This is a genomic window from uncultured Serinicoccus sp., assembly GCF_947500995.1.
Classification (GTDB): domain Bacteria; phylum Actinomycetota; class Actinomycetes; order Actinomycetales; family Dermatophilaceae; genus Ornithinicoccus.
On sequence record NZ_CANMUA010000007.1, the window covers coordinates 13974 to 33359 of the forward strand.

At 71.9% G+C, this 19386-nt stretch carries 18 protein-coding genes and 1 other RNA gene; 2 read left to right on the forward strand and 17 right to left on the reverse strand.

The genetic code is table 11. The annotated features are described in order from the left end of the window. Positions 1 to 185: 185 nt before the first annotated feature. Together Q0967_RS11535 and ssrA are read right to left on the reverse strand one after the other, a co-directional pair. On the reverse strand, positions 186 to 1409 hold the full coding sequence (locus tag Q0967_RS11535; protein WP_363321990.1) for a tyrosine-type recombinase/integrase: 1224 nt from the start codon (positions 1407 to 1409) through the stop codon (positions 186 to 188). A gap of 196 nt (positions 1410 to 1605) precedes the next feature. Next, positions 1606 to 1972: a transfer-messenger RNA gene (gene ssrA, locus Q0967_RS11540) on the reverse strand. 124 nt (positions 1973 to 2096) lie between these two features. Here ssrA and Q0967_RS11545 point away from each other — a divergent pair. Beyond that, entirely contained in the window at positions 2097 to 2531 is a 435-nt protein-coding gene (locus Q0967_RS11545; RefSeq protein WP_298750334.1) for a hypothetical protein, read from the forward strand. On the opposite strand, the gene smpB is transcribed toward Q0967_RS11545, so the two are convergent. Genes smpB through ftsE form a run of 4 tightly spaced genes read right to left on the reverse strand, consistent with a single transcriptional unit; the run spans position 2515 to position 6397 of the window. Beyond that, a complete protein-coding gene (gene smpB, locus Q0967_RS11550) occupies positions 2515 to 2991 on the reverse strand; it encodes an SsrA-binding protein SmpB (RefSeq protein ID WP_298750336.1) in 477 nt (158 codons plus the stop codon). The genes Q0967_RS11545 and smpB overlap by 17 nt on opposite strands. Positions 2992 to 3050: 59 nt before the next feature. Continuing rightward, on the reverse strand, positions 3051 to 4775 hold the full coding sequence (locus Q0967_RS11555) for a M23 family metallopeptidase (RefSeq protein WP_298750338.1): 1725 nt from the start codon (positions 4773 to 4775) through the stop codon (positions 3051 to 3053). Positions 4776 to 4790: 15 nt separating this feature from the next. Further along, positions 4791 to 5714 (reverse strand): permease-like cell division protein FtsX, encoded by a 924-nt coding sequence (ftsX, locus tag Q0967_RS11560; protein ID WP_298750340.1) that lies wholly within the window; start codon positions 5712 to 5714, stop codon positions 4791 to 4793. Beyond that, positions 5711 to 6397, reverse strand: coding sequence for a cell division ATP-binding protein FtsE (gene ftsE, locus Q0967_RS11565; protein WP_363321989.1), 687 nt, complete (start codon positions 6395 to 6397; stop codon positions 5711 to 5713). Before ftsE ends, ftsX begins: the two co-directional genes overlap by 4 nt. A gap of 268 nt (positions 6398 to 6665) precedes the next feature. On the opposite strand from ftsE, the gene Q0967_RS11570 reads away from it, so the two are divergent. After that, the gene (locus Q0967_RS11570) at positions 6666 to 10022 is read left to right on the forward strand and encodes an ExeM/NucH family extracellular endonuclease (protein WP_298750344.1); all 3357 of its coding nucleotides are present in this window, start codon (positions 6666 to 6668) and stop codon (positions 10020 to 10022) included. Between the two features lie 84 nt (positions 10023 to 10106). Here the strand turns inward: Q0967_RS11570 and prfB are convergent, their stop codons facing one another. From prfB to Q0967_RS11625, 11 genes are all read right to left on the reverse strand, one after another. Beyond that, positions 10107 to 11219: a peptide chain release factor 2 gene (gene prfB, locus Q0967_RS11575; protein WP_298750346.1), complete on the reverse strand. Its 1113-nt coding sequence runs from the start codon at positions 11217 to 11219 to the stop codon at positions 10107 to 10109. A 54-nt stretch (positions 11220 to 11273) separates the two neighbouring features. Continuing rightward, positions 11274 to 11831, reverse strand: coding sequence for a DinB family protein (locus tag Q0967_RS11580; RefSeq protein ID WP_298750348.1), 558 nt, complete (start codon positions 11829 to 11831; stop codon positions 11274 to 11276). 71 nt (positions 11832 to 11902) lie between these two features. After that, positions 11903 to 13231 (reverse strand): MFS transporter, encoded by a 1329-nt coding sequence (locus tag Q0967_RS11585; RefSeq protein ID WP_298750351.1) that lies wholly within the window; start codon positions 13229 to 13231, stop codon positions 11903 to 11905. A 116-nt stretch (positions 13232 to 13347) separates the two neighbouring features. Beyond that, on the reverse strand, positions 13348 to 14856 hold the full coding sequence (locus Q0967_RS11590) for a nitronate monooxygenase (RefSeq protein WP_298750353.1): 1509 nt from the start codon (positions 14854 to 14856) through the stop codon (positions 13348 to 13350). Positions 14857 to 15164: 308 nt separating this feature from the next. Beyond that, on the reverse strand, positions 15165 to 15824 hold the full coding sequence (locus Q0967_RS11595; RefSeq protein WP_298750355.1) for an HAD-IA family hydrolase: 660 nt from the start codon (positions 15822 to 15824) through the stop codon (positions 15165 to 15167). 138 nt (positions 15825 to 15962) lie between these two features. After that, a complete protein-coding gene (locus Q0967_RS11600) occupies positions 15963 to 16385 on the reverse strand; it encodes a hypothetical protein (protein ID WP_298750357.1) in 423 nt (140 codons plus the stop codon). Between the two features lie 158 nt (positions 16386 to 16543). Continuing rightward, positions 16544 to 16954: a pilus assembly protein gene (locus Q0967_RS11605; RefSeq protein WP_298750359.1), complete on the reverse strand. Its 411-nt coding sequence runs from the start codon at positions 16952 to 16954 to the stop codon at positions 16544 to 16546. Between the two features lie 23 nt (positions 16955 to 16977). Further along, positions 16978 to 17364, reverse strand: coding sequence for a TadE/TadG family type IV pilus assembly protein (locus Q0967_RS11610; RefSeq protein ID WP_298750361.1), 387 nt, complete (start codon positions 17362 to 17364; stop codon positions 16978 to 16980). A gap of 1 nt (position 17365) precedes the next feature. Further along, positions 17366 to 17569, reverse strand: a complete 204-nt coding sequence (locus tag Q0967_RS11615) for a hypothetical protein (protein ID WP_298750363.1) — start codon at positions 17567 to 17569, stop codon at positions 17366 to 17368. A gap of 24 nt (positions 17570 to 17593) precedes the next feature. After that, on the reverse strand, positions 17594 to 18523 hold the full coding sequence (locus Q0967_RS11620) for a type II secretion system F family protein (RefSeq protein WP_298750365.1): 930 nt from the start codon (positions 18521 to 18523) through the stop codon (positions 17594 to 17596). Beyond that, positions 18520 to 19386 (reverse strand): type II secretion system F family protein, encoded by an 867-nt coding sequence (locus tag Q0967_RS11625; RefSeq protein ID WP_298750857.1) that lies wholly within the window; start codon positions 19384 to 19386, stop codon positions 18520 to 18522. Before Q0967_RS11625 ends, Q0967_RS11620 begins: the two co-directional genes overlap by 4 nt.

Consider the following 19386-nt stretch of genomic DNA (forward strand, 5'->3'; position numbering starts at 1 on the left):
TGACGTCCCCATACTTTCTGACGATACCCCTGGCAATGCTCATCGGCTTCGACAGAGTGGCGCAGGCCCTGAGTTCCAGGCCAGGCCACTGCGACGCGGGCACGCTTCGACCGCCCGCGACTGAGTCGCAGTCATTGTCGCTCAGGTTGCTCTCGACGGTCCGCAGGTGGGCACCAGCACGTGTTTCACTTGCGGGGAGATGCCACACCTGCGGGCAGGCTGATGTCGCGGCTCAGCCGATCGGTGAGGGCCCGGTCGCGCTCGGCGGTGGCGTGCTGGTAGCGCAGGGCGACGGTGACGTCGGTGTGGCCGCCGCGGTGGAGCAGCTCCGCCAGGGTGGCGCCCTGCTCGGCGTACTTGCTCAGGCCGGTGTGCCGCAGGTTGTGAAAGCGGAACCCGGGCCGACCGGCTGCTTCACGGGCCGCTCGCCACGCCTTGTCGAGGGCAGTCTGCGAGACCCGGGCGCCGCGGGACCCTGCCAGGACCGGCGCGGTGTGGCCGGCGGGGGTGTAGGTGTCAAGGTGTTCGCGCAGGGCGGGTAGCAGCGCCGCCGGGAGTGCGACCGATCGAACGCTGTCCGCCTTGGGAGGTGTCAGGGCGTTGGCCTTGACGTTCCACTGCCGGCGGACGTGGAGGACGGCTCGCTGCGGGTTGTCCAGGTGCTCGAGGTCGCGACGCTGCAGGCCGAGCAGCTCGCCTATCCGCAGGGCGCACCACGCAGCGAGGGGGATGGCGATCTGCAGGTGCCCGGGCATCGCCTCAGTCATGGCTCGTACCTGCTCCGGTGAGGCCACATCCCCGTGGTCGTCCTCGGGGCGGACCCGTCGGTGCTTGGCCGCGGCTGGGAAGTCGAAGCGCTCCAGTCCCCCGGCCTTCGCCTTGACCGCCGCGTTGAGCATCGAGCGCAGCACGATCACCGTGTTGGGTGCGACGCCGTTGACGCGGGCCCGGGGGTGGCGCCGCGACGGCCGGCGGGCCAGCGCGGCCAGGTGCTCGGCGACGTGCTCGGTCGTCAGGTCGACGAGCCTGACCTCACCCAGCTCGGGCAGCACGTGGTTCTTGAGCACCGAGCGGTAGGAGACCACCGTGGCCGGGGAGCGGCGGGGGTCCGCCCCGAGAGCCGCCAGCCACGTCTGCGCCCACTCCCCCAGGGTCAGGGCCTCCGTCTGGACCCGTACCGCCTGTGACTGCTGCGCCGCGCGACGCTGGGCCGGGGGGCACGAACGTACCTCGGGCCGCGTCGGCCTTGGCGATGTGCAGGGCCGCCTTGGCGTCCGTGAGGGTCTGGAACATGCCGAGGGAGTGGGTGCGACCCTCGACGTCGACCCGCACCCGGTAGCGGCCGCGGTACTGCGTGATGCCCCGTGGAAGCCTCGAGTTCGTCGGCACGCGGATGCTCCTCCCGACAGGAGAAGCGTACCGCTAAGTTACCGATGTTTGTGCAGAACAACGAACCCAACCCCTGTGACAGCTGTGTGACAGTTTTTTTGGCGTTTCGTGTCTCGACACGGCCATCTGCGTCCCCCAACACAAAGCCCCCAAATCCGCGTCCTCATGCGGATTCTGGGGGCTGAGGTGCGACAAGCCGCACAACGTGAGACACGTGGGTGGAGGTGGCGGGAATCGAACCCGCGTCCGTTACCGGGAAATCAGGGCTTCTCCGGGTGCAGTGCGCTGTGGATTTTCTCGGCCCCAGGGCTCGCGCGCACACGTTCCCTGACAGGCCCAGTCGAGTAGAAGTCCCACGTGATCCCTCGACATGATCACGCAGCAAGTCACCTAGCTGATGCCAGGCACTGAGTCGGTGACGCGCTCAGGCTGACAGACTTCGGGCTCGCTCAGGCGGCGAGGGCGAAGTCGCTGCGCTTGGAATTGGCAGCTATTGGTTTCGCAAGGAGCGTTGACGAGATGACCTTGCATCCTCGACCCGCTTCCCCTGAAGTGCCGTGCAACGTCGAAACCGATCACCCCCATGGGGTGTCTCACGCTGTGCAGTTGTCAACCAACCCGGAAGACCGGGCGACCCGAGGGAGTCTACGTGGTCCAACGGCTCGACCACCACGGGGATTCCCGAGATACGTGAGAGGCTGCCGTGCATGAGCTTCCCCGAGGCGTCCGCCGATGAGCAGCACCGCGACGCGCTGCGTCCGCTGACGATCGTCGTCGCCGCGATGGGGGGTGGGCTCGTCATGCTCGCCGTGGTCCTGGTGCTCATCGGGGCCCGCCTGGAGACCCCCGCCCTGTGGCAGCTGCTCGTGGTGGGCCTGGCGACCGTGGGCGCCTGGGTGCTGGCCGTGGCAGCACCCATCCCCCGGCAGAGCGGTATGCCGCTGCTCGCCCAGGTGCAGCCGTTCGTCGTGCTGCGTGCGGCGGTGATCGAGGCTCCGGCGATGGTGGGGCTGGTCCTGGCCTTCGTCAACCAGCCCATGAACCTGCTGGTCTACCTGTTGCCCGCGGTGTTCTCCCTGGCCGGGCTGTGGCTCTTCGCCCGCCCGTCCGTGGTGGTGCGTCGCCTCAGCCGTGCTTCTTGAGGTGCGCTGACATCGCCCGCTCCGCCTCGCGACGGTCCTGACGCTCGCGCAGGGTCTGCCGCTTGTCGTGCAGCTTCTTGCCCTTCGCCAGGGCGATCTCGACCTTGGCCCGTCCGTCGACGAAGTAGAGGGAGAGCGGCACGATGGTGTGGCCGGCCTGCTCGGCCTTGGCGACCAGCTTGTCGATCTGCTCGCGGTGCAGCAGCAGCTTGCGTCGCCGCCGCGCCGAGTGGTTGGTCCACGTCCCCTGGGTGTACTCGGGGATGTGCACCCCCTCCAGCCACAGCTCCCCCTGGTACTGCGTGGCATACCCGTCGACGAGGCTGGCCCGCCCCATCCGCAGCGACTTCACCTCGGTGCCGGTCAGGACGAGACCGGCCTCGACGGTGTCCTCGATGAGGTACTCGTATCGGGCCTTCTTGTTGCTGGCGATCAGCTTGCGTCCGGTCTCCTTGGGCATGGCCGGACAAGTCTAGGCGACGGACGGCTCGGGATCACCCGGGTTGTGGCCCGCGCCGGTCAGAGCCAGGTGCGCGGGTTGACGGGGGTGCCGTTCTCCCGGGTCTCGAAGTGCAGGTGGCAGCCCGTCGACGACCCGGTCGTGCCGACATACCCGATCAGCTGACCGCGGCTCACCGCCTGACCGGCCGAGACCGCCGCGGCGCTCTGCAGGTGCAGGTAGCTCGTCGTGAGGTTCACCCCGCGCAGGACGCCGTGGTCGACGATGACCATGTTGCCCCCGCCCGCGTCGAAGCCGGCGGTGTAGACCACGCCGTCGGCAGCGGCGGTGACCGGGGTTCCGCAGCCCGGACCGAAGTCGATCCCGGCGTGCAGCCGCCAGGTCTGGAAGACCGGGTGGAAGCGGTTGCCGAACTCGCTGGTCACCGGGCCGCTGGTGGGGAAGGACAGGATGCCGCTGGACGCCGCGGCCGCGGCCTGACGCTCCTCCTCGGCCTGGCGCGAGGCGCGCTCCTCCGCGGCCTGACGCTCGGCCGCCTCCCGCGCCGCAGCCGCCTGGGCCGCCTGGGCGGCGGCCGCCGCCTCCGCCTCCGCAGCCTCGGCCCGCCGTGCCGCCTCCGCGGCAGCCGCCTCGTCGCGCAACCGCTGCGCCTCGGCCTCGGCCTCGCGCTGGCGCTGAGCCTCTCGCTCGGCCGCCCGCTGCCGGGCGGCCTCCTCCTCCGCGGCGCGCTTCGCCGCGGCCTCCGCGGCCGCCTGTCGTCGGGCCTCTTCCTCCGCCTTGCGCCGCGCCTCGGCCTCGGCCTGACGCCGGGCCTCCTCGATGCGCTCGAGCTCGGCCTGCTCCTGCTCCTTCAGGCCGTCCTTGGTCTGCGCCAGCTCGGCCAGCTCCTGCTCGAGCGCCTGAGAGCGCTCCTCCTCGGCCGCCAACGACTCCTCGACCTCGGCCTTCTCGGACTCCAGGTCGGCCTTGGCCTGCTCCTGCTCGGCCTCCCGCTGCTCGAGCTCGGCCTTGGCGGCGTCCGCCGCCGCGCGCGCCTGCTCCTTGGCGACGACGTTGGCCTCGGCCTTGGCGAGCAGGTAGGCGATGTCGGAGCGCACCCCGGCGAGCCGGTCCTGCTCGGCGACCTGCTCGGCCTCCTGCGTGGCCAACTGCCGGATCTGCTGGTCCTGCACCCGCAGGACGGTCCGGGCCATCGACATCTGGTCGACCGCGTCCGCCTCACCGGACAGGAGCTCCAGCGTAGCGGCGAGCGAGCCCATACCGCCCTGCTTGTAGCTCTGCCGCGCGATCGCCCCGACCGTGGCCGACGTGTCCGCCCGGTCGTCCGCGACCTGCTCCAGCGAGTCCTCGATCTGCGCCTCGTTCTCCCGCGCCAGCGCCAGCTCGCCCTCGATCCGCGCGGTCTCCGCCTCGGCATCGGCGAGGTCGAGCTCGGCCTCCTCCAGCACGACGCGCGCCTGGTCGACCTGGGCGGTGGTCTCCTGCAGCCGCTGGTCGGCGGCGACCAGCTCGGCGCTGGTGTGCTCCAGCTCCTCGCCGAGCTCGTGCGCCTGCTCGGCCGAGCTGTCCCGGTCCGCACTGGCCCGCTGCCGCTCGTCCTCGACGCTGCTCAGCCGGTCGCGGATGTCGTCCAGCTCACCGGAGGCGAGGGCCGGGGTGGCGACGCCGATCGCGCCGACGAGGGCCAGCGCCAGGGCACGGCGCAGGCGCGGTCGGTATGCCGGCGCGCGCCGCACGCCCGTCGCTGCGTCTCGCCCGGGGCCGGGTCGGGGGGGTGTCACCATGGTGTCTTCTCCTAGTCAGACCCTGACGTGGCGCCGCAGCGCAGTCCAGGCGGTCACGACGGCGAGCAGCACTGCCCCGCCGACGAGGAACGGGGTGATCAGCCACAGGTCGCGCTCCCCGACCAGGCTGACCAGGCCGCTCTCCCCCGCGAGCAGCTCGGACAGGAAGCCGGTGATCCCGAAGCGCACGGTCGCCCAGAGCAGGGCCACCGCCAGCGCGGCACCGAGCAGGGCGGCCACGACGGTCTCGAGGATGAACGGCAGCCGGATGGAGAAGGCCGAGGCCCCCACCATCCGTTGGATCGCGGTCTCCTTGCGCCGGGTCCAGGCGGTGAGCCGGATCGTCGTGGAGATGAGCAGGACCGCGCAGACGACCATCGCCACGGCGAGCGCGAGCGCCCCCCAGCTGAGGGCGCCGAGGAACGCGAAGAGCCGGTCGACGACCTCCCGCTGGTCCTCGACGCTGTCCACCCCCGGCGCCTGCTCGAAGGCGGCGCGGATGACGTCATACCGCGAGGGGTCGGACAGGTTGACCCGGAACGAGGCCGGGATGGACTCCTGCGGCACCGACTCCAGCGCGGAGGAGTTGCGGAACTGCTCGGTGAACCGGTCGTACGCCTCGGCGTTGGACTCGTAGAAGTACTCGGTGACCAGCGGCTCCAGACCCTGCAGGTCGCTCTCGATCTGGTCGCGCTGCTCCGGCGTCACGGCGCCGGCCGTGCAGCCGGGCGCGTCCGTCGAGTCGGGGGTGCACAGGAAGATCGACACCTGGACCCGGTCGTACCACTCGCCCTTGGCGGTGCTGACCTGGGCCTGGGCGAGCAGACCCACGCCGAGGAAGAAGAGCGAGACCATGGTCACCAGCACCACGGACACGAACATCGAGAAGTTGCGACGCAGCCCGTTGCCCACCTCCCCGAGGAGGAAGCCGGGCCTCACGGAGCGACCACCTGGCGGTAGCCGCCCTCGGCCTGGTCGCGGACGACCTGCCCGTCCTGCAGCTGGACGACCCGCTTGCGGAAGTGGTCGACGATCGTCGTGTCGTGGGTGGCCATCACCACGGTCGTGCCGGCACGGTTGATCCGGTCGAGGATGGCGACGATCTCCTCGCTCGTGTCCGGGTCCAGGTTGCCGGTGGGCTCGTCGGCGAGCAGGATCGGCGGCTTGTTGACCATCGCCCGGGCGATGGCAACCCGCTGCTGCTCCCCGCCCGACAGCTCATGGGGCAGCCTCCTGCCCTTGCCCTGCAGCCCCACGAGGTCGAGGGTCTCCGGCACCCGCTGCCGGATCTCGTGCCGGCTCGCCCCGAGGACCTGCAGGACGTAGGCGACGTTCTGGTGGACGGTCTTGCCGGACAGCAGGCGGAAGTCCTGGAAGACGGTCCCGATCTGACGGCGCAGCAGGTGGACGCGGCGGGGTGCCAGCTCACCGAGGTCGTGGCCCGCGACGAGGACCCGGCCGCGGGTGGGCCGCTGCTCCAGGATGACCAGGCGCAGGAGCGAGGACTTGCCCGACCCGGACTCCCCCACGACGAAGCAGAACTCGCCCCGTCGCACGTCCAGGTCGACCTCGTCCAGCGCCCAGGGGTCAGCCTTGGCGTAGCGCAGGCTGACGCGCTCCATGGTGATCATCCGGGCGGGACTCCAGAGGTGTGTGGGACGGTTGTGACGTGTGGGTGAGGAGTTTCGACCGCGACACACGGTAGCCGACGTGTGCGTGGGGTCAAGGTGTCCCACGCCGCGAGCGCCGGGATCGTGAGAGCCGGGAGAACTCTGGGTGACAACTGGGTCCGCGCACGCGGGTCGGGGCGCGTCTGTCGGCCCCACGGGCTACGGTCGTGGGGCCGCATCGCGGCACGCCCACCGTCCCTTGCCCCTTGGAGTGCACCACATGCAGAACGTCCCCAGGCGCGCCGTGGCCGCCGCGTCGACGGCAGCCCTGGCCGTCACCGGCCTCGTCGCCCTCTCCCCCGCGGCCCTGGCCGCCGGCCCCGGCCTCGTCATCGACGAGGTCTACGGCGGCGGCGGCAACAGCGGCGCGGTCTACACCCACGACTTCGTCGAGCTGGTCAACTCGACCGAGGCGTCCATCGACCTCGACGGGTATGCCGTCTCCTACTACTCCTCCTCCGGCAACCTGGGGGACAGCTGCGACCTCACGGGCACCGTGGAGCCGGGCGCGAGCTTCCTCGTCCAGCAGAACCCCGGGTCGGGTGGCACCACGCCCCTGCCCGATCCGGACATCGAGTGCGGCGCCTCCATGTCCGGATCCAACGGCATCGTCGAGCTGACGCTGGACGACGAGGTGGTGGACCTCGTCGGCTACGGCTCAGCGACCCGCTTCGAGGGGAGCGCCGCCGCACCGGGCCTGTCCAACACCACCTCGGCCAGCCGCACCGACGCGGTCGACACCGACGACAACGCCGCCGACTTCACCCAGGGCGAGCCGACCCCGAACGGCAGCGGCGGGGGCACCGACCCCGACCCGGAGCCCGACCCGGAGCCGGTCGACGCGACGATCGCGCAGATCCAGGGCACCGGCGCCACCTCACCGCTCGAGGGAGGGCAGGTCAACACCACGGGGGTGGTGACCGCGGCATACCCGACCGGCGGCTTCAGCGGGGTCTACCTGCAGACGCCCGGCTCCGGCGGGGTGGCCAAGGCACCGGGCGACGCCTCGGACGGCGTGTTCCTCTACAGCTCCTGGGCGGCGGACAACCTCGAGATCGGCGACTGCGTCGAGGTCGAGGCCGGCGAGGTCGTCGAGTTCAACGGCATGACCGAGATCTCCGGCGGCTTCGTCACCGCCGTGGACGGGTGCGACGCGGTCTCCCCGACCACGCTGGACACCCTGCCGGTGACGGAGGAGGAGAAGGAGGTCTACGAGGGCATGCTCGTGCAGCCCGAGGGGACCTACACCATCACCAACAACTACCAGCTGAACCAGTACGGCCAGATCGGCCTGGCGCTGGGTGACGAGCCGCTCTACCAGGCCACCGACCAGGTGCTCCCCGGCGAGGAGGCCGAGGCCTACGAGGCGGCCAACCAGGAGAAGTACATCACCCTGGACGACGGCTCGAGCTGGGACTACCTGCGCAACGAGACCGCCCAGGGCTCGGCGCTGCCCTACCTGTCGGCGCAGGAGCCGCACCGCACCGGCTCGCAGGTGAGCTTCACCGCCCCGGTGATCCTCGACTACCGCTTCCAGTGGAACTACCAGCCGGTCAGTCAGGTCGTGGGCTCGGACAGCCCGGTCGACCCGATCAGCAGCGAGGACGACCGCGAGTATGCCGCGCCGGAGGTCGGCGGCGACCTCCAGGTCGGCGCGTTCAACGTCCTCAACTACTTCTCCGACCTCGGTCAGGACGAGGAGGGCTGCGACTTCTACGCCGACCGCTTCGGCAACCCGGTCGCGACGGACTTCTGCGAGGTCCGCGGTGCCTGGTCCGAGCAGGCCTTCGCCGACCAGCAGGCCAAGCTGGTGACCGCCATCAACGGCACCGACGCCGAGGTCCTGGCCCTCATGGAGATCGAGAACTCCGCGGCGCTGTCCTACATCGACCACCCGCGCGACAAGGCGGTGGCCGACCTCGTGGCGGCGCTGAACGAGGACGCCGGCGAGGAGCGCTGGGCCTACGCCCCGTCCCCGGCCGTCACGCCCCCCAACGAGGACGTCATCCGGACCGCGTTCATCTACGACCCGGAGGTCGTGTCGCTCGACGGTCCCTCGCTGATCCAGCTCGACGACGCGTTCGCCAACGCGCGCTACCCGCTGGCCCAGGGGTTCACCACGGATGACGGCCTGTCCTTCGTGGCGGTCGCCAACCACTTCAAGTCCAAGGGGTCCGGCGAGGACGACGGCACCGGCCAGGGACTGGCCAACCCGTCGCGCATCGCGCAGGCCGAGGCCCTCACGGAGTGGTCGGAGGAGATGTTCGCCGACGAGGCGGTCTTCCTCATGGGTGACTTCAACGCCTACAGCCGGGAGGACCCGGTGCGGGTCATCGAGGACGCCGGCTACACCAACCTGGCGCGGGCGGCCGAGCCGGACTCGGCCAGCTACCAGTTCAGCGGGCGGCTCGGCTCGCTGGACCACGTCTTCGCCAACGAGGCGGCCGACGCGATGGTGACCGGCGCGGGCGTCTGGGACATCAACGGCGATGAGTCGATCGCGTTCCAGTACAGCCGGCGCAACTACAACCTCGTCGACTTCCACAGCGACGACCAGTTCGCCAGCTCCGACCACGACCCCGTCCTGGCCGGGCTGTCCGCCGGCACCGACGAGGTCGTGCCGGTCGACCGTATCTCCGGCACGAACCGCTACGACACCGCGGCCAAGATCGCGGCGGCCTACCCCGAGGGCGTGGACACCGTCTACGTCGCCACCGGTGAGGGCTTCGCCGACGCGCTGTCCGGTGCCGCCCCGGCCGCACGCGGCATCGTCCCGTCGACGACCGGTGAGGTGGCCGTCGCCCCGGACGGCTCGCCCGCCCCGGTCCTGCTGACCAAGACGGCGACCCTGCCCAGCGCGACGATCGGCGCCCTGGGGGACCTGGAGCCGGCCAACATCGTCATCCTCGGTGGCGAGGTCGCCGTCTCCGAGGACGTCGAGGAGGCCCTGGAGGGCTACGGCGAGGTCACCCGCGTCAGCGGCAAGGACCGGTTCGAGACCTCGGCGCTGCTCGCGGCGCAGTACGGCGAGGTCGACCACGTCTACGTGGCCACCGGTGAGAACGGTGCCTTCGCCGACGCGCTCTCCGTGTCGTCCCTGGCCGCCACCGAGGGGGTGCCGGTCCTGCTGACGCGCGGCGACTCGGTCCCCGCCTCTCTCGCCACGGCCCTGGAGACCCTCGGCGACCCCGAGGTCACCGTCCTCGGCGGTGAGGGTGCCGTGGACGACGAGGTCTTCACGGCCCTGGGTGCCACCGACCGCCTCGCCGGGACGAACCGCTACGGCACGTCCGTCGCGGTGGCCGAGCGCTTCGGCTACGACGAGTCCGACCCCGCGCCCGTCGTCCACGTCGCCACGGGCCTGGACTACCCGGACGCCCTCGCCGGGTCGGCGCTCGCCGGGTACCAGCAGGTGCCGGTCATGCTGAGCCGCACCGGGGAGGTCCCCGGGTCGGTCCTCGAGGCGATCGTGGCCGTCGACCCCGTCCAGGTGTTCCTCCTGGGCGGCACCACGGCGCTGAGCGAGGAGGTCCGCGACACCCTCGTGGCCGCCCTCAACGGTGACGAGATGCGCTGACCCAGCGCCGCTCGGCAGACAGCGACGCGGCCCGGAGGATCAGGTGATCCTCCGGGCCGCGTCGTCGTCCGTGGTGCTGGCCGGTCAGGCGTTCTCGCGGTCCGCGGAGCGCTTCCAGCGGATGCCGGCGTCGATGAAGTCGTCGATGTCGCCGTCGAGGACGGCAGCGGTGGAGCCGACCTCGTGGCCGGTGCGCAGGTCCTTGACCATCTGGTAGGGGTGCAGGACGTAGGAGCGCATCTGGTCACCCCAGGACGCCTTGACGTCGCCGGCCATCTCCTTGCGCGCGGCGTCCTCCTCGGCCTTCTTGAGCAGCAGCAGCCGCGACTGCAGCACCCGCAGGGCGGCGGCGCGGTTCTGGATCTGGCTCTTCTCGTTCTGCATCGAGACGACGGTCCCGGTCGGGATGTGCGTCATCCGCACGGCGGAGTCGGTGGTGTTGACCGACTGGCCGCCGGGGCCGCTGGAGCGGAAGACGTCGACCTTGAGGTCGGCCTCGGGGATCTCGATGGTGTCCGTGCTCTCGATGAGGGGCACCACCTCGACCGCGGCGAAGCTGGTCTGCCGCCGCCCCTGGTTGTCGAAGGGGCTGATGCGCACGAGGCGGTGGGTGCCGGCCTCGACGGCGAGCGTGCCGAAGGCGTAGGGCACCTTGACCTCGAAGGTCGCCGACTTCAGCCCCGCCTCCTCGGCGTACGACGTGTCGAGCACGGCCGTCGGGTAGTCGTGCCGCTCGGCCCACCGGAGGTACATCCGCAGGAGCATCTCGGCGAAGTCGGCGGCATCCACCCCGCCGGCACCGGAGCGGATGGTGACGACGGCCTCGCGGATGTCGTACTCCCCGTTGAGCAGGGTGCGGACCTCCAGCTGCTGGACGGCCTTGCGCAGCCCGGCGAGCTCCTTCTCCGCCTCCTGCAGCGTCTCCGCGTCGTTCTCCTCCCGGCCCAGCTCGACCAGCGCCTCCAGGTCGTCGATCCGCGCGTCCATGCCGGTGACCTTGTCGTGCTCGGACTTGGCCCGCGAGAGCGTGGAGGTGAGCTTCTGCGCCCGCTCGACGTCCTCCCAGAGGTCGGGCGCGCTCGCCTCGGTCTCGAGGTCGGTGATCTGGGCGCCCAGGCGCTCGAGGTCGGTCACCTCCCGCACGGACGCCATGGTCGTGCGGAGCTGCTTGATCTCGGTCTCGAAGTCGACTGCCACGATCCACCAGCCTACGCCAGCGTCAGACCCTTCCCGCCCGTGGCCGGAGGGGCGCTACTCCCCCGTCTGCCCGTCGACCAGCTCGCGCAGCACGTCCGCGTGACCGTTGTGCCGGGCGTACTCCTCCACCATGTGGGTGAGCACCCACCGCACCGACACCTCCGCCTGACCGCCCCAGGCCGGGTGCGTCGCGCCGAGCGGGTCCGCCACGTCCGCCGCCAGCGCCTGGTCCAGCGCGGCACGCGAGCGCTCGACCGACCGGGCCCACACGTCCCGCAGCACCGCGGGGTCGTCACCGGCGGCGCTGGACCACTCCCAGTCCGCGTCCGCCGACCAGTCCACCGTGTCCCAGGGGGCGGGCATGGCCTGCCGGGAGACGACCTGGGCGAACCAGTGGTCCTCCACCCACGCGAGGTGCTTGAGGAGGCCACCCAGCGTCATACCGCTGGGGTGGCCGGGCAGGCTCAGGCGCAGCCCGTCGGCACCCAGGCCACGGGTCTTCCACTCCAGCGTGGCCCGCTGGTAGTCGAGGAAGCCGGCCAGCGTCGCCGCCTCCCCCGCCGCCAGCGGGGGTTCGGGGCGGCCGACGTCGTCGATGGTGATCTCGCTCATGACCGGCACCCTAGGTCGGGTCGCGGACAGCGGGCGACCGCTTTTCTGGCCGAGGTATGCCGTCGCCCGGCTCAGTGCCGCGCCGGCTCCTCCTGGAGGTGCAGGTCGGAGTCCTGGAGCGACTTCGGCACCATGGAGACCGCGGCGAAGGAGATGATGGCCAGCACCGCGATGTAGACCCCGATGCTCCAGGACTGGCCGGTGCGCTGCAGCAGCAGCTCGGCGATGAGCGGGGCGAAGGCGCCACCGATGATCGAGCCGAGGGCATACCCGATGGAGACGCCGGAGTAGCGCACCCGGGCCGGGAACATCTCGGCGTAGAGCGCCGACTGCGGCCCGTAGGACGGGCCGAGGCCCAGCGTCAGCACGAGGATCGCGAGGGTGAACAGCGGCAGCGAGGCGGTGTCGAGCAGGAACCACATGGGGATGGCCCAGAGGATGATGATGCCGTAGCCGATCTGGAACGTCAGGACGCGACCGATGCGGTCGGAGATGTGACCTCCGTAGAGCGTGAACACCAGCCAGCCGACGCCTCCGAGCAGGGAGGCGATGAGCGTCTCGGTGCGCTCCATGCCGAGGGAGTTGACGCCGTAGCCGTTGAAGTAGGCGATGACGAGGTAGCCGGCGGCGTTGTTGGCGGCGAAGATCAGCGCGGCGAGCATGACGTTCTTGCGGTGGTGCCGGAACAGCTCGCCGAGCGGGGCCGACTCCTTCTGCCGCAGGCGCGCCATCTCGGCGAAGACGGGCGACTCCTCGACGGCCCGGCGGATCCAGTAGCCGACGCCGATGAGCAGGATCGAGAAGAGGAACGGGATCCGCCATCCCCACGTGAGGAACTGCTCGTCGGTCATGAACGTGCTGAGCCCGAACATGAACAGCGTGGCCAGGATCATCCCGATCGGCACCCCGATCTGGGGGTAGGCGCCGAACAGCCCGCGCCGGCCCTTCGGCGCGTGCTCGACGGACATGAGCGCGGCGCCACCCCACTCACCGCCGGCGGAGAAGCCCTGCAGGAGCCGCATGAGGATGAGCAGGACGGGGGCGGCGACGCCGATCTGGGCGTAGGTCGGGAGCAGCCCGATGATGGCGGTGGCGCCACCCATGCCCACCAGCGTGAAGACGAGGACGACCTTGCGCCCGAACCGGTCACCCAGGTGGCCGGCGACCACCGCACCCAGCGGCCGCACCAGGAAGCTGATGCCCAGGGAGGCCCAGGCCGCGAGCTGCGCCCCGCCCTCGCCCATGGGCGCGAAGAAGAGCTGTCCGAGGACGAGGGCCGCGGCCTGGGCGTAGATGAAGAAGTCGTACCACTCGATGGTGGTGCCGACCAGGGTGCCGGCGAGGACCTTGCGCTCCTCCCGGCTGCGGTCGGCCTGCGTCCTGCTGCTGATCCCGGTCATCCTCGACCCCTTCGAGACGTGCACGCCCGGAAGCGACCCCCCTCATTCGGGCCGACGCGGCGGTGCGGTGCCCTGATCATAAGCACCGCACCCCGTGGAGGAGCTGCTGGTTCGCGTCAGGCGGTGTGCCGCAACCGCAGGCCAGCCGCCACCTGCTCCTGCAGGTAGTCCAGCGCCTCCAGGGCCGACCAGCCCTCGGGGTGGCGCTCGATGAGCACCGTGGCGCCGGCGAGGTCCTGCCCGAGGGTCACGAGGGTGTCCTCGGCATACCCGTCCTTGCGCTCCTGGCCCAGGCCGATGTTGGCCATGAGCCCGTTGCAGAGGCACTTGCGGCCCACCGTGTCGGCCTCGTCGCCGCCCTTCTTGAGGTACATGTGGACCGGTTCGGAGGCGCAGCGGTAGCCGACCTCGCCGTCCTCGCGCTCGTAGGGCTGGCGCAGGTAGGACAGGTCGCACAGCCGCGGGCGGGCCTCGTAGACCTCGACCTGGCTGGCGGTGCCCTCGAGGGTTGCGACCTTGAAGGGGAAGCCGGTCGGGCTGGCGCGCGGGTCGTTGCGCACGGCGAGCTCGCCGGTGCGCAGCCGGCCGATGAGCTGACCGCGCGGGCCGTCGGCCAGGCCCGACTCGCGGGACAGCGCGAAGAGCGTGCCGACCTGCACCCCGACGGCCCCGGCGGCGAGCGCCTCGGCCACCTTCTCCGGGGTCGAGTAGGCGCCGGCCATCCAGAACGGCAGACCGATCTGGATCATCTTCGCGAGGTTGGCCTCGTCGCGGTCCCCGTAGACGGGTTCGCCGGCCTCGTCGAGCTGCATCTTGCCCCGCGGCGGCGCGGAGTGACCGCCGGCCGGGGGACGCTCGACGACGAACCCGTCCGGGCGGATCTCCGGGTCGCGGTGGAGGTAGTTGGCGAGCTGGTCGACCGAGATGATGGCCAGGAAGTCCGGCTTGGTCAGGGCCGGCAGGTCCTCGCCGAGCAGGTCGGCAGGGTCCACGGTGACGTGCCGGCGCAGGGAGCCCCCGGCGACGTCCGCCGAGATGCTGCCCGGCTCGCCCGCGGCCAGCGAGCGCAGGAGCTGGGGGATCTCCCGCGGGATGCCCGCGCCCATGAGGACGTAGTCGACCCCGGCGAGCATGGCGCCCAGGATGGCGGTCGGGTTGGCCATCTGGATCTTCTCGAGGCAGTTGATGCCGACCGCACCCTCGCCGGTGTGCTGGGCCAGGTCCTCCTTGGCCAGCCACACCTCGGCGAAGTTGCCGACGACGCCGAGCTCCTGCCCGGCGCGGGCCGTCTCCAGGGTGAGCTTGGGGATCGGCTTGTAGGAGGCGCCCGGCGCCTTGCCGCCCTCGATGAAGTACTTGTCCAGCACCCGCTGCGCCATGTCCTGGCTGGGGAAGGCTGCCAGCGCACGGCGGTAGTGCCCACCGGGGTCGCCGTCCTGGAGCACCCGGCTGATGACGGCGTCCATCGCCGTGCCGGAGACCACGCCGAGGTGGCCGGCGCGCGCCACCTGGCGCGCCAGGCGCCAGCCGGAGACGGCGACGCCCATGCCGCCCTGGATGATCGTCGGGCGGGGGCGGTCGGTCTGGGTGGGCAGGTCGATGGGTGCTACGGGGAGTGCGGCCATCCGAGGGGACACCTCTCTGGTCGGGAGCAACCTACGCCGACGTAGGTTTCGCTTGCGTAGGTTACGGTAACGTAGGTTGGCACCCTTTGTCAGGCTCGCCGACATCGCCGCAGGTCAGCGCGTGGCGCCCCGCAGGCCATGGGCGCCCTCAGGCGTCCAGCCGGCATCCGCCCCGCGCCTCGGTCCACCGCGTGCGTTCCTGGCCCTCCTGGGGCCACCACCGCGCACAGCCCGAGCCGCGAGGGCCTCCCCCGGAAACAGCGTGTGCAGTCCTGGTCCTCCAGGGGCCACCACCGCGCACAGGTGCGTCAGCCCTGGCGCAGGTGCACCCTGACCCCGGCGTCGGTGACCTCCAGTCGCACGTCCGCGAGGGAGCCCACGGTGAGGTCGGCGTGCTCGGCGACCTCCTCCCGGCTGCTGGTCGTGAGCAGCGCCAGGGTCGCCGCCCCGGCCGCCCGGCCCGACTCCAGCCCGGCGACGGCGTCCTCCACGACCAGGCACCGGGCGGGGTCGGCCTCGAGGCGGCGAGCCCCGACGAGGTAGGGCTCGGGGTCCGGCTTGCCGCGGCTGATGTCGTCGGCGGTGACGAGGACCGCGGGGGCGCTGAGCCCGGCCGCGTCGATGCGCAGCACCGCCAGCTCGCGGCCGGCGGACGTGACGATCGCCGCCCGCGGACCGACGGCCGCCAGCGCGTCGACGGCACCAGGGAGGGCGACGATGCCGTCGAGGTCCTCCAGCTCGCGCCGGTCGATGTCGGCGGTGGCCACCTCGGCGTCCAGGTGCGGAGCCACCCGCTCGACGATGCCGCGGCTGGTCACCCCGTGGAAGTTGCCGAACCGCGCGAAGTCGACACCGTGGTCGACCGCCCACGAGCGCCACGAGCGCTCGACCGGACCCCGGGAGTCGGTGAGGGTGCCGTCGTTGTCGAAGAGGACGGCCTCGAAGGTCTCCTGGGTGATGTCGCGCATACCGACATGGTTCCAGGCTCCCGGCGCACCCCGCCCAGGAGGTATGCCGACGTTCCCGCCCCGGGTGCGCCGCCACCGAGGCACGAGGGGGGCGGTCGACGCCACGGCGGAGGGGCAGGCTGAGTCCGGCGGCGCGGGTCAGGGGTCGATGTCCGAACGCGCAGTCGAGGTGACCGTGATCGAGACACCCCCGCCGACAGCACCCAGGACGGGGCTCACCACGGGGATGTCGGCCTGCCCGGTGACGGTCACGACAGCCGTCCGACCGTCCGGGGTGCCCGTGCCCGGCCCCACGGCCCAGGAGACGATGCGGGTGGGCACCCTTCGCTGCTCCAGATGGGCGGCCGCGGCCTCGATGACCGTCGCGTCGCTGAGCGGTGGGCCGGAGCCGATGCCTCCGTCGTAGACCTGCGTCTCGGCCAGGGCGTCGCTGGCGTCCAGCGCTGCCGCGTCCGCGGCGTCCAGCAGCTGGATGCGGCTGAGCTGCACCGAGGTCACCCCCACCACGGCCATGACGACCGTCAGGGTGATCGCCACCATGCCGACGAGCAGGATGCTCATCTGACCACCGTCCGGCGGAGCCTGACGACGGCCGTCACGATCCGGGAGGGCCCGGCGACCGCCGTCCCGGTCCAGGAGGGCCCGGCGACGGAGCGCGCCGTACGCGTGGCGGGCTCGCCATCGCCGCGCCGACCCCTCGCCCTCGGCGTGGACGTCACTCACGGGGCGCCCGTCCGGAACTCGTCCACGGTCTCCAGGTGGCTGGCGGTGAGCGTGACCGAGGTCGGCAGCCGCTCGCGCATGAAGTCGGGCACCAACGGAAGCTCCACGCTGACCTGCGAGTCGATCCGCACGCTCCCCCCTGGGGTCAGGCACCCCTCCTCCGCGCACGTGAGCTGCACGCCGCCCGCCTGCGGCTCGAAACCGTGCGCCCGGTAGACGAGCCCGGCAGCCACCTGGGCGCGGGCCGGCGCGGCGGAGGCGTCCTCTGCGGTCACGAACGCCCGCCCGGCCTCCCGCGCGGCGGCGGTGACGGCATACGCCCCGGCCTGGATGCGCCCCACGGTGCCGACGAGGTAGAACAGGGGAACGACGAGCAGGACGAGCAGGAAGGCCACCTCGACCGTCATCGACCCCCGGTCCCCGCCCGCCCTCACTGGTCCTCCGCGTAGGCGTGGCCGACGACCGTCATCGACTCCCCCGGCCCCAGCGGGCCGACGATCGGCAGAGGCATGGTCGCGCTGACCTCGACGACAGCCACGCCGTCGACCATGGTGCGCCTCGCGGACACGGTCACCCCCGGGCCGCCGCCGGTCAGGCTCGAGGACAGCAGCTCCTGCGCCCGGCGGGCTCCGTCAGCCGGGGAGGCGTCCGCCCGGGCGCCGGCCCTGGCCCCCTCGACGACGTGGGCGGTGGCCGTGTTGTGCAGGTGCAGCCCGAACGCCAGCTGCACGACGGCCAGCATGAGGACGCTGACCAGGCCCGCCAGCATGGCGAACTCGGCGGCGGCCGCTCCCCGCTCGGCAGAGCCGCCGGCCATCTCAGGGACCGGTGACGGCGCTGACCGCGTTGGAGAACAGGCCGGTCAACAGGGGCTCGGCGACGAGCCACAGGGCGGCGACCAGTCCGGCGGTCATGATGGTGATGAGCACCCACCCGGGCACGTCTCCCCGCTCGGGCTGCTCGGCCCACCGTCGCACGCGCTCGATGAGCAGTGCTGGCGTTCGCGTGAATCGTCGGATCATCGGACTCTCCTTGGTGGTGGACCTTCACATCGCCAGACGCAGCATGGTCGCGCCTGGGAAGACGGCGAACAGCACCGTCACGGGCAGGATGAGGAAGACGACGGGGACCATCATGCTGATCTCCCGTTTGCCGCCCTCCTCGATGAGCTCCTGGCGGGCCGCCTCGCGGGCGTCCGCGGCCTGCGCCCGCAGCACCTCCCCGAGCGGGGTCCCACGCTGCAGGGCCACGACGAGACCGTCGACGAAGCGGATGATCGGCCCGATCCCGGTGCGGCGGCTGAGCCCGTGCAGCGCCTCCGGGAGGCTGGCCCCCGTCCGGGCCTGGGCGAGGCACAGGTCGAGTTCGGCGGCGAGCTCGCCGCGGGACAGCCTGGCCACCCGCTCCAGCGCCTGCGCCGTGCCCTCCCCTGCCGTCACCGAGAGGGCGAGGAGCTCGGCGACGGCCGGGAACTCGGCCATGATCTGCCGCTCGCGCCGCGATGCCGCGCGGCTGAGCAGGTGGTCGTGCAGCATGACACCGGCCAGGAAGGCGCAGCCGACCAGGAGCAGCACGACGCCCGGGCTCGTCCCTCGCGCGAACCACAGCAGCACCCCCAGGAACACGGCGAGGGCGGCGCACAGCACGCCCCACACCACCTGCTGCACGCGGAAGGCCTCGACGTCTCCCGTCCGGCCGGCCCGGTGCAACCGGGTCCGCACGGACTCCTCTCCGCCGAGCAGCTGGTCCAGGAGTCGAGCGGCCTTGGCCGCCACCGGGGCGAACAGCTCACCGGCACGCCACGGACGGGCCTCGTCGAGGACCAGCAGCCGGGACTGACGGGGAGGTCGGTCGAGATAGGGCTCGACCCGGTCGACCAGCCTCACCCTGCGGGCGACCGGAAGACCCGCCCAGGCCAGCAGCAGCCCGCACGAGAGCATCAGCCCCAGGAGTCCGCCCCACCACGCCACGGTCATCGCAGCACCCTGCTCTCCTCGGGCAGGCGTCCGATCGCCACCATGACCCGGTAGGCGACCAGGGACAGGCCGGCACCGATGGCGAGCACCAGGGCGCCGGCCGGTGTCCCGTACGCCTGCAGCGTGCTCCCCCGCGTCGCCAGCAGGAGCAGCACGGCCCACGGCGCCGCCATGGCCAGCCGTGCGGCGTTGACGGTCCAGGACTGGCGCGCCTCCAGCTCCGCCCTCGCCCGCGCGTCGTCGCGCAGGAACGAGGACAACGTCCGGAGTACCCGACCGAGGTCGGTGCCCCCGACGTCGCGCGCGATCCTCAGGGCTTCGATGAGCCGGTCGGCGACAGGGTCGGCCATGCGCTCCTTGAGCAGGTCCAGGCTCTCCGAGAACCGCCCGGTGGCCCGGTAGTCGTGCGCGAACTCCTCGAACGCCGGCCGCAGCTCCTCCGGGCCCCGGTCGGCCAGCTGGACCAGGGCCTCCGGCAGGGCCAGACCTGCGCGGACGGCGGACTGCACATGGTCGACGGCGTCCGGCCAGACCGTCCGCAGCCGGGTCCGTCGGCGGCGGGCCCGCGCCGCCACCACCGCCACGGGCAGCCAGCTCGCCATGAGGGCGAAGCACACGCTCACCGTCCACACACGGGTGACCGCGAACATGAGCAGCAGGACCAGGAGACCGGCCGTGACGCAGAGCACCAGCAGGGTGCGGGCCCCCAGACCACGGACCCCGGCCAGGACGATCTGGTCCTGCAGGCGTTCCAGCCTCCTGGCTCCCGGCCGCCGGCCCACGCGGGTGCTCCGCGGCCAGAACGACCACCAGATGCTGGCGAGCCCCAGGCCGAGCAGGAGACCCCAGCCCGCCCCCTGCAT

Coding starts and splice junctions, on each gene's coding strand:
- Q0967_RS11545 (WP_298750334.1), top strand. CDS start 2,097: ATGAGCTTCCCCGAGGCGTCCGCCGATGAGCAGCACCGCGACGCGCTG.
- smpB (WP_298750336.1), bottom strand. CDS start 2,991: ATGCCCAAGGAGACCGGACGCAAGCTGATCGCCAGCAACAAGAAGGCC.
- Q0967_RS11555 (WP_298750338.1), bottom strand. CDS start 4,775: ATGGTGACACCCCCCCGACCCGGCCCCGGGCGAGACGCAGCGACGGGC.
- ftsE (WP_363321989.1), bottom strand. CDS start 6,397: ATGGAGCGCGTCAGCCTGCGCTACGCCAAGGCTGACCCCTGGGCGCTG.
- Q0967_RS11570 (WP_298750344.1), top strand. CDS start 6,666: ATGCAGAACGTCCCCAGGCGCGCCGTGGCCGCCGCGTCGACGGCAGCC.
- Q0967_RS11580 (WP_298750348.1), bottom strand. CDS start 11,831: ATGAGCGAGATCACCATCGACGACGTCGGCCGCCCCGAACCCCCGCTG.
- Q0967_RS11585 (WP_298750351.1), bottom strand. CDS start 13,231: ATGACCGGGATCAGCAGCAGGACGCAGGCCGACCGCAGCCGGGAGGAG.
- Q0967_RS11590 (WP_298750353.1), bottom strand. CDS start 14,856: ATGGCCGCACTCCCCGTAGCACCCATCGACCTGCCCACCCAGACCGAC.
- Q0967_RS11595 (WP_298750355.1), bottom strand. CDS start 15,824: ATGCGCGACATCACCCAGGAGACCTTCGAGGCCGTCCTCTTCGACAAC.
- Q0967_RS11600 (WP_298750357.1), bottom strand. CDS start 16,385: ATGAGCATCCTGCTCGTCGGCATGGTGGCGATCACCCTGACGGTCGTC.
- Q0967_RS11605 (WP_298750359.1), bottom strand. CDS start 16,954: ATGACGGTCGAGGTGGCCTTCCTGCTCGTCCTGCTCGTCGTTCCCCTG.
- Q0967_RS11610 (WP_298750361.1), bottom strand. CDS start 17,364: ATGGCCGGCGGCTCTGCCGAGCGGGGAGCGGCCGCCGCCGAGTTCGCC.
- Q0967_RS11615 (WP_298750363.1), bottom strand. CDS start 17,569: ATGATCCGACGATTCACGCGAACGCCAGCACTGCTCATCGAGCGCGTG.
- Q0967_RS11620 (WP_298750365.1), bottom strand. CDS start 18,523: ATGACCGTGGCGTGGTGGGGCGGACTCCTGGGGCTGATGCTCTCGTGC.
- Q0967_RS11625 (WP_298750857.1), bottom strand. CDS start 19,386: ATGCAGGGGGCGGGCTGGGGTCTCCTGCTCGGCCTGGGGCTCGCCAGC.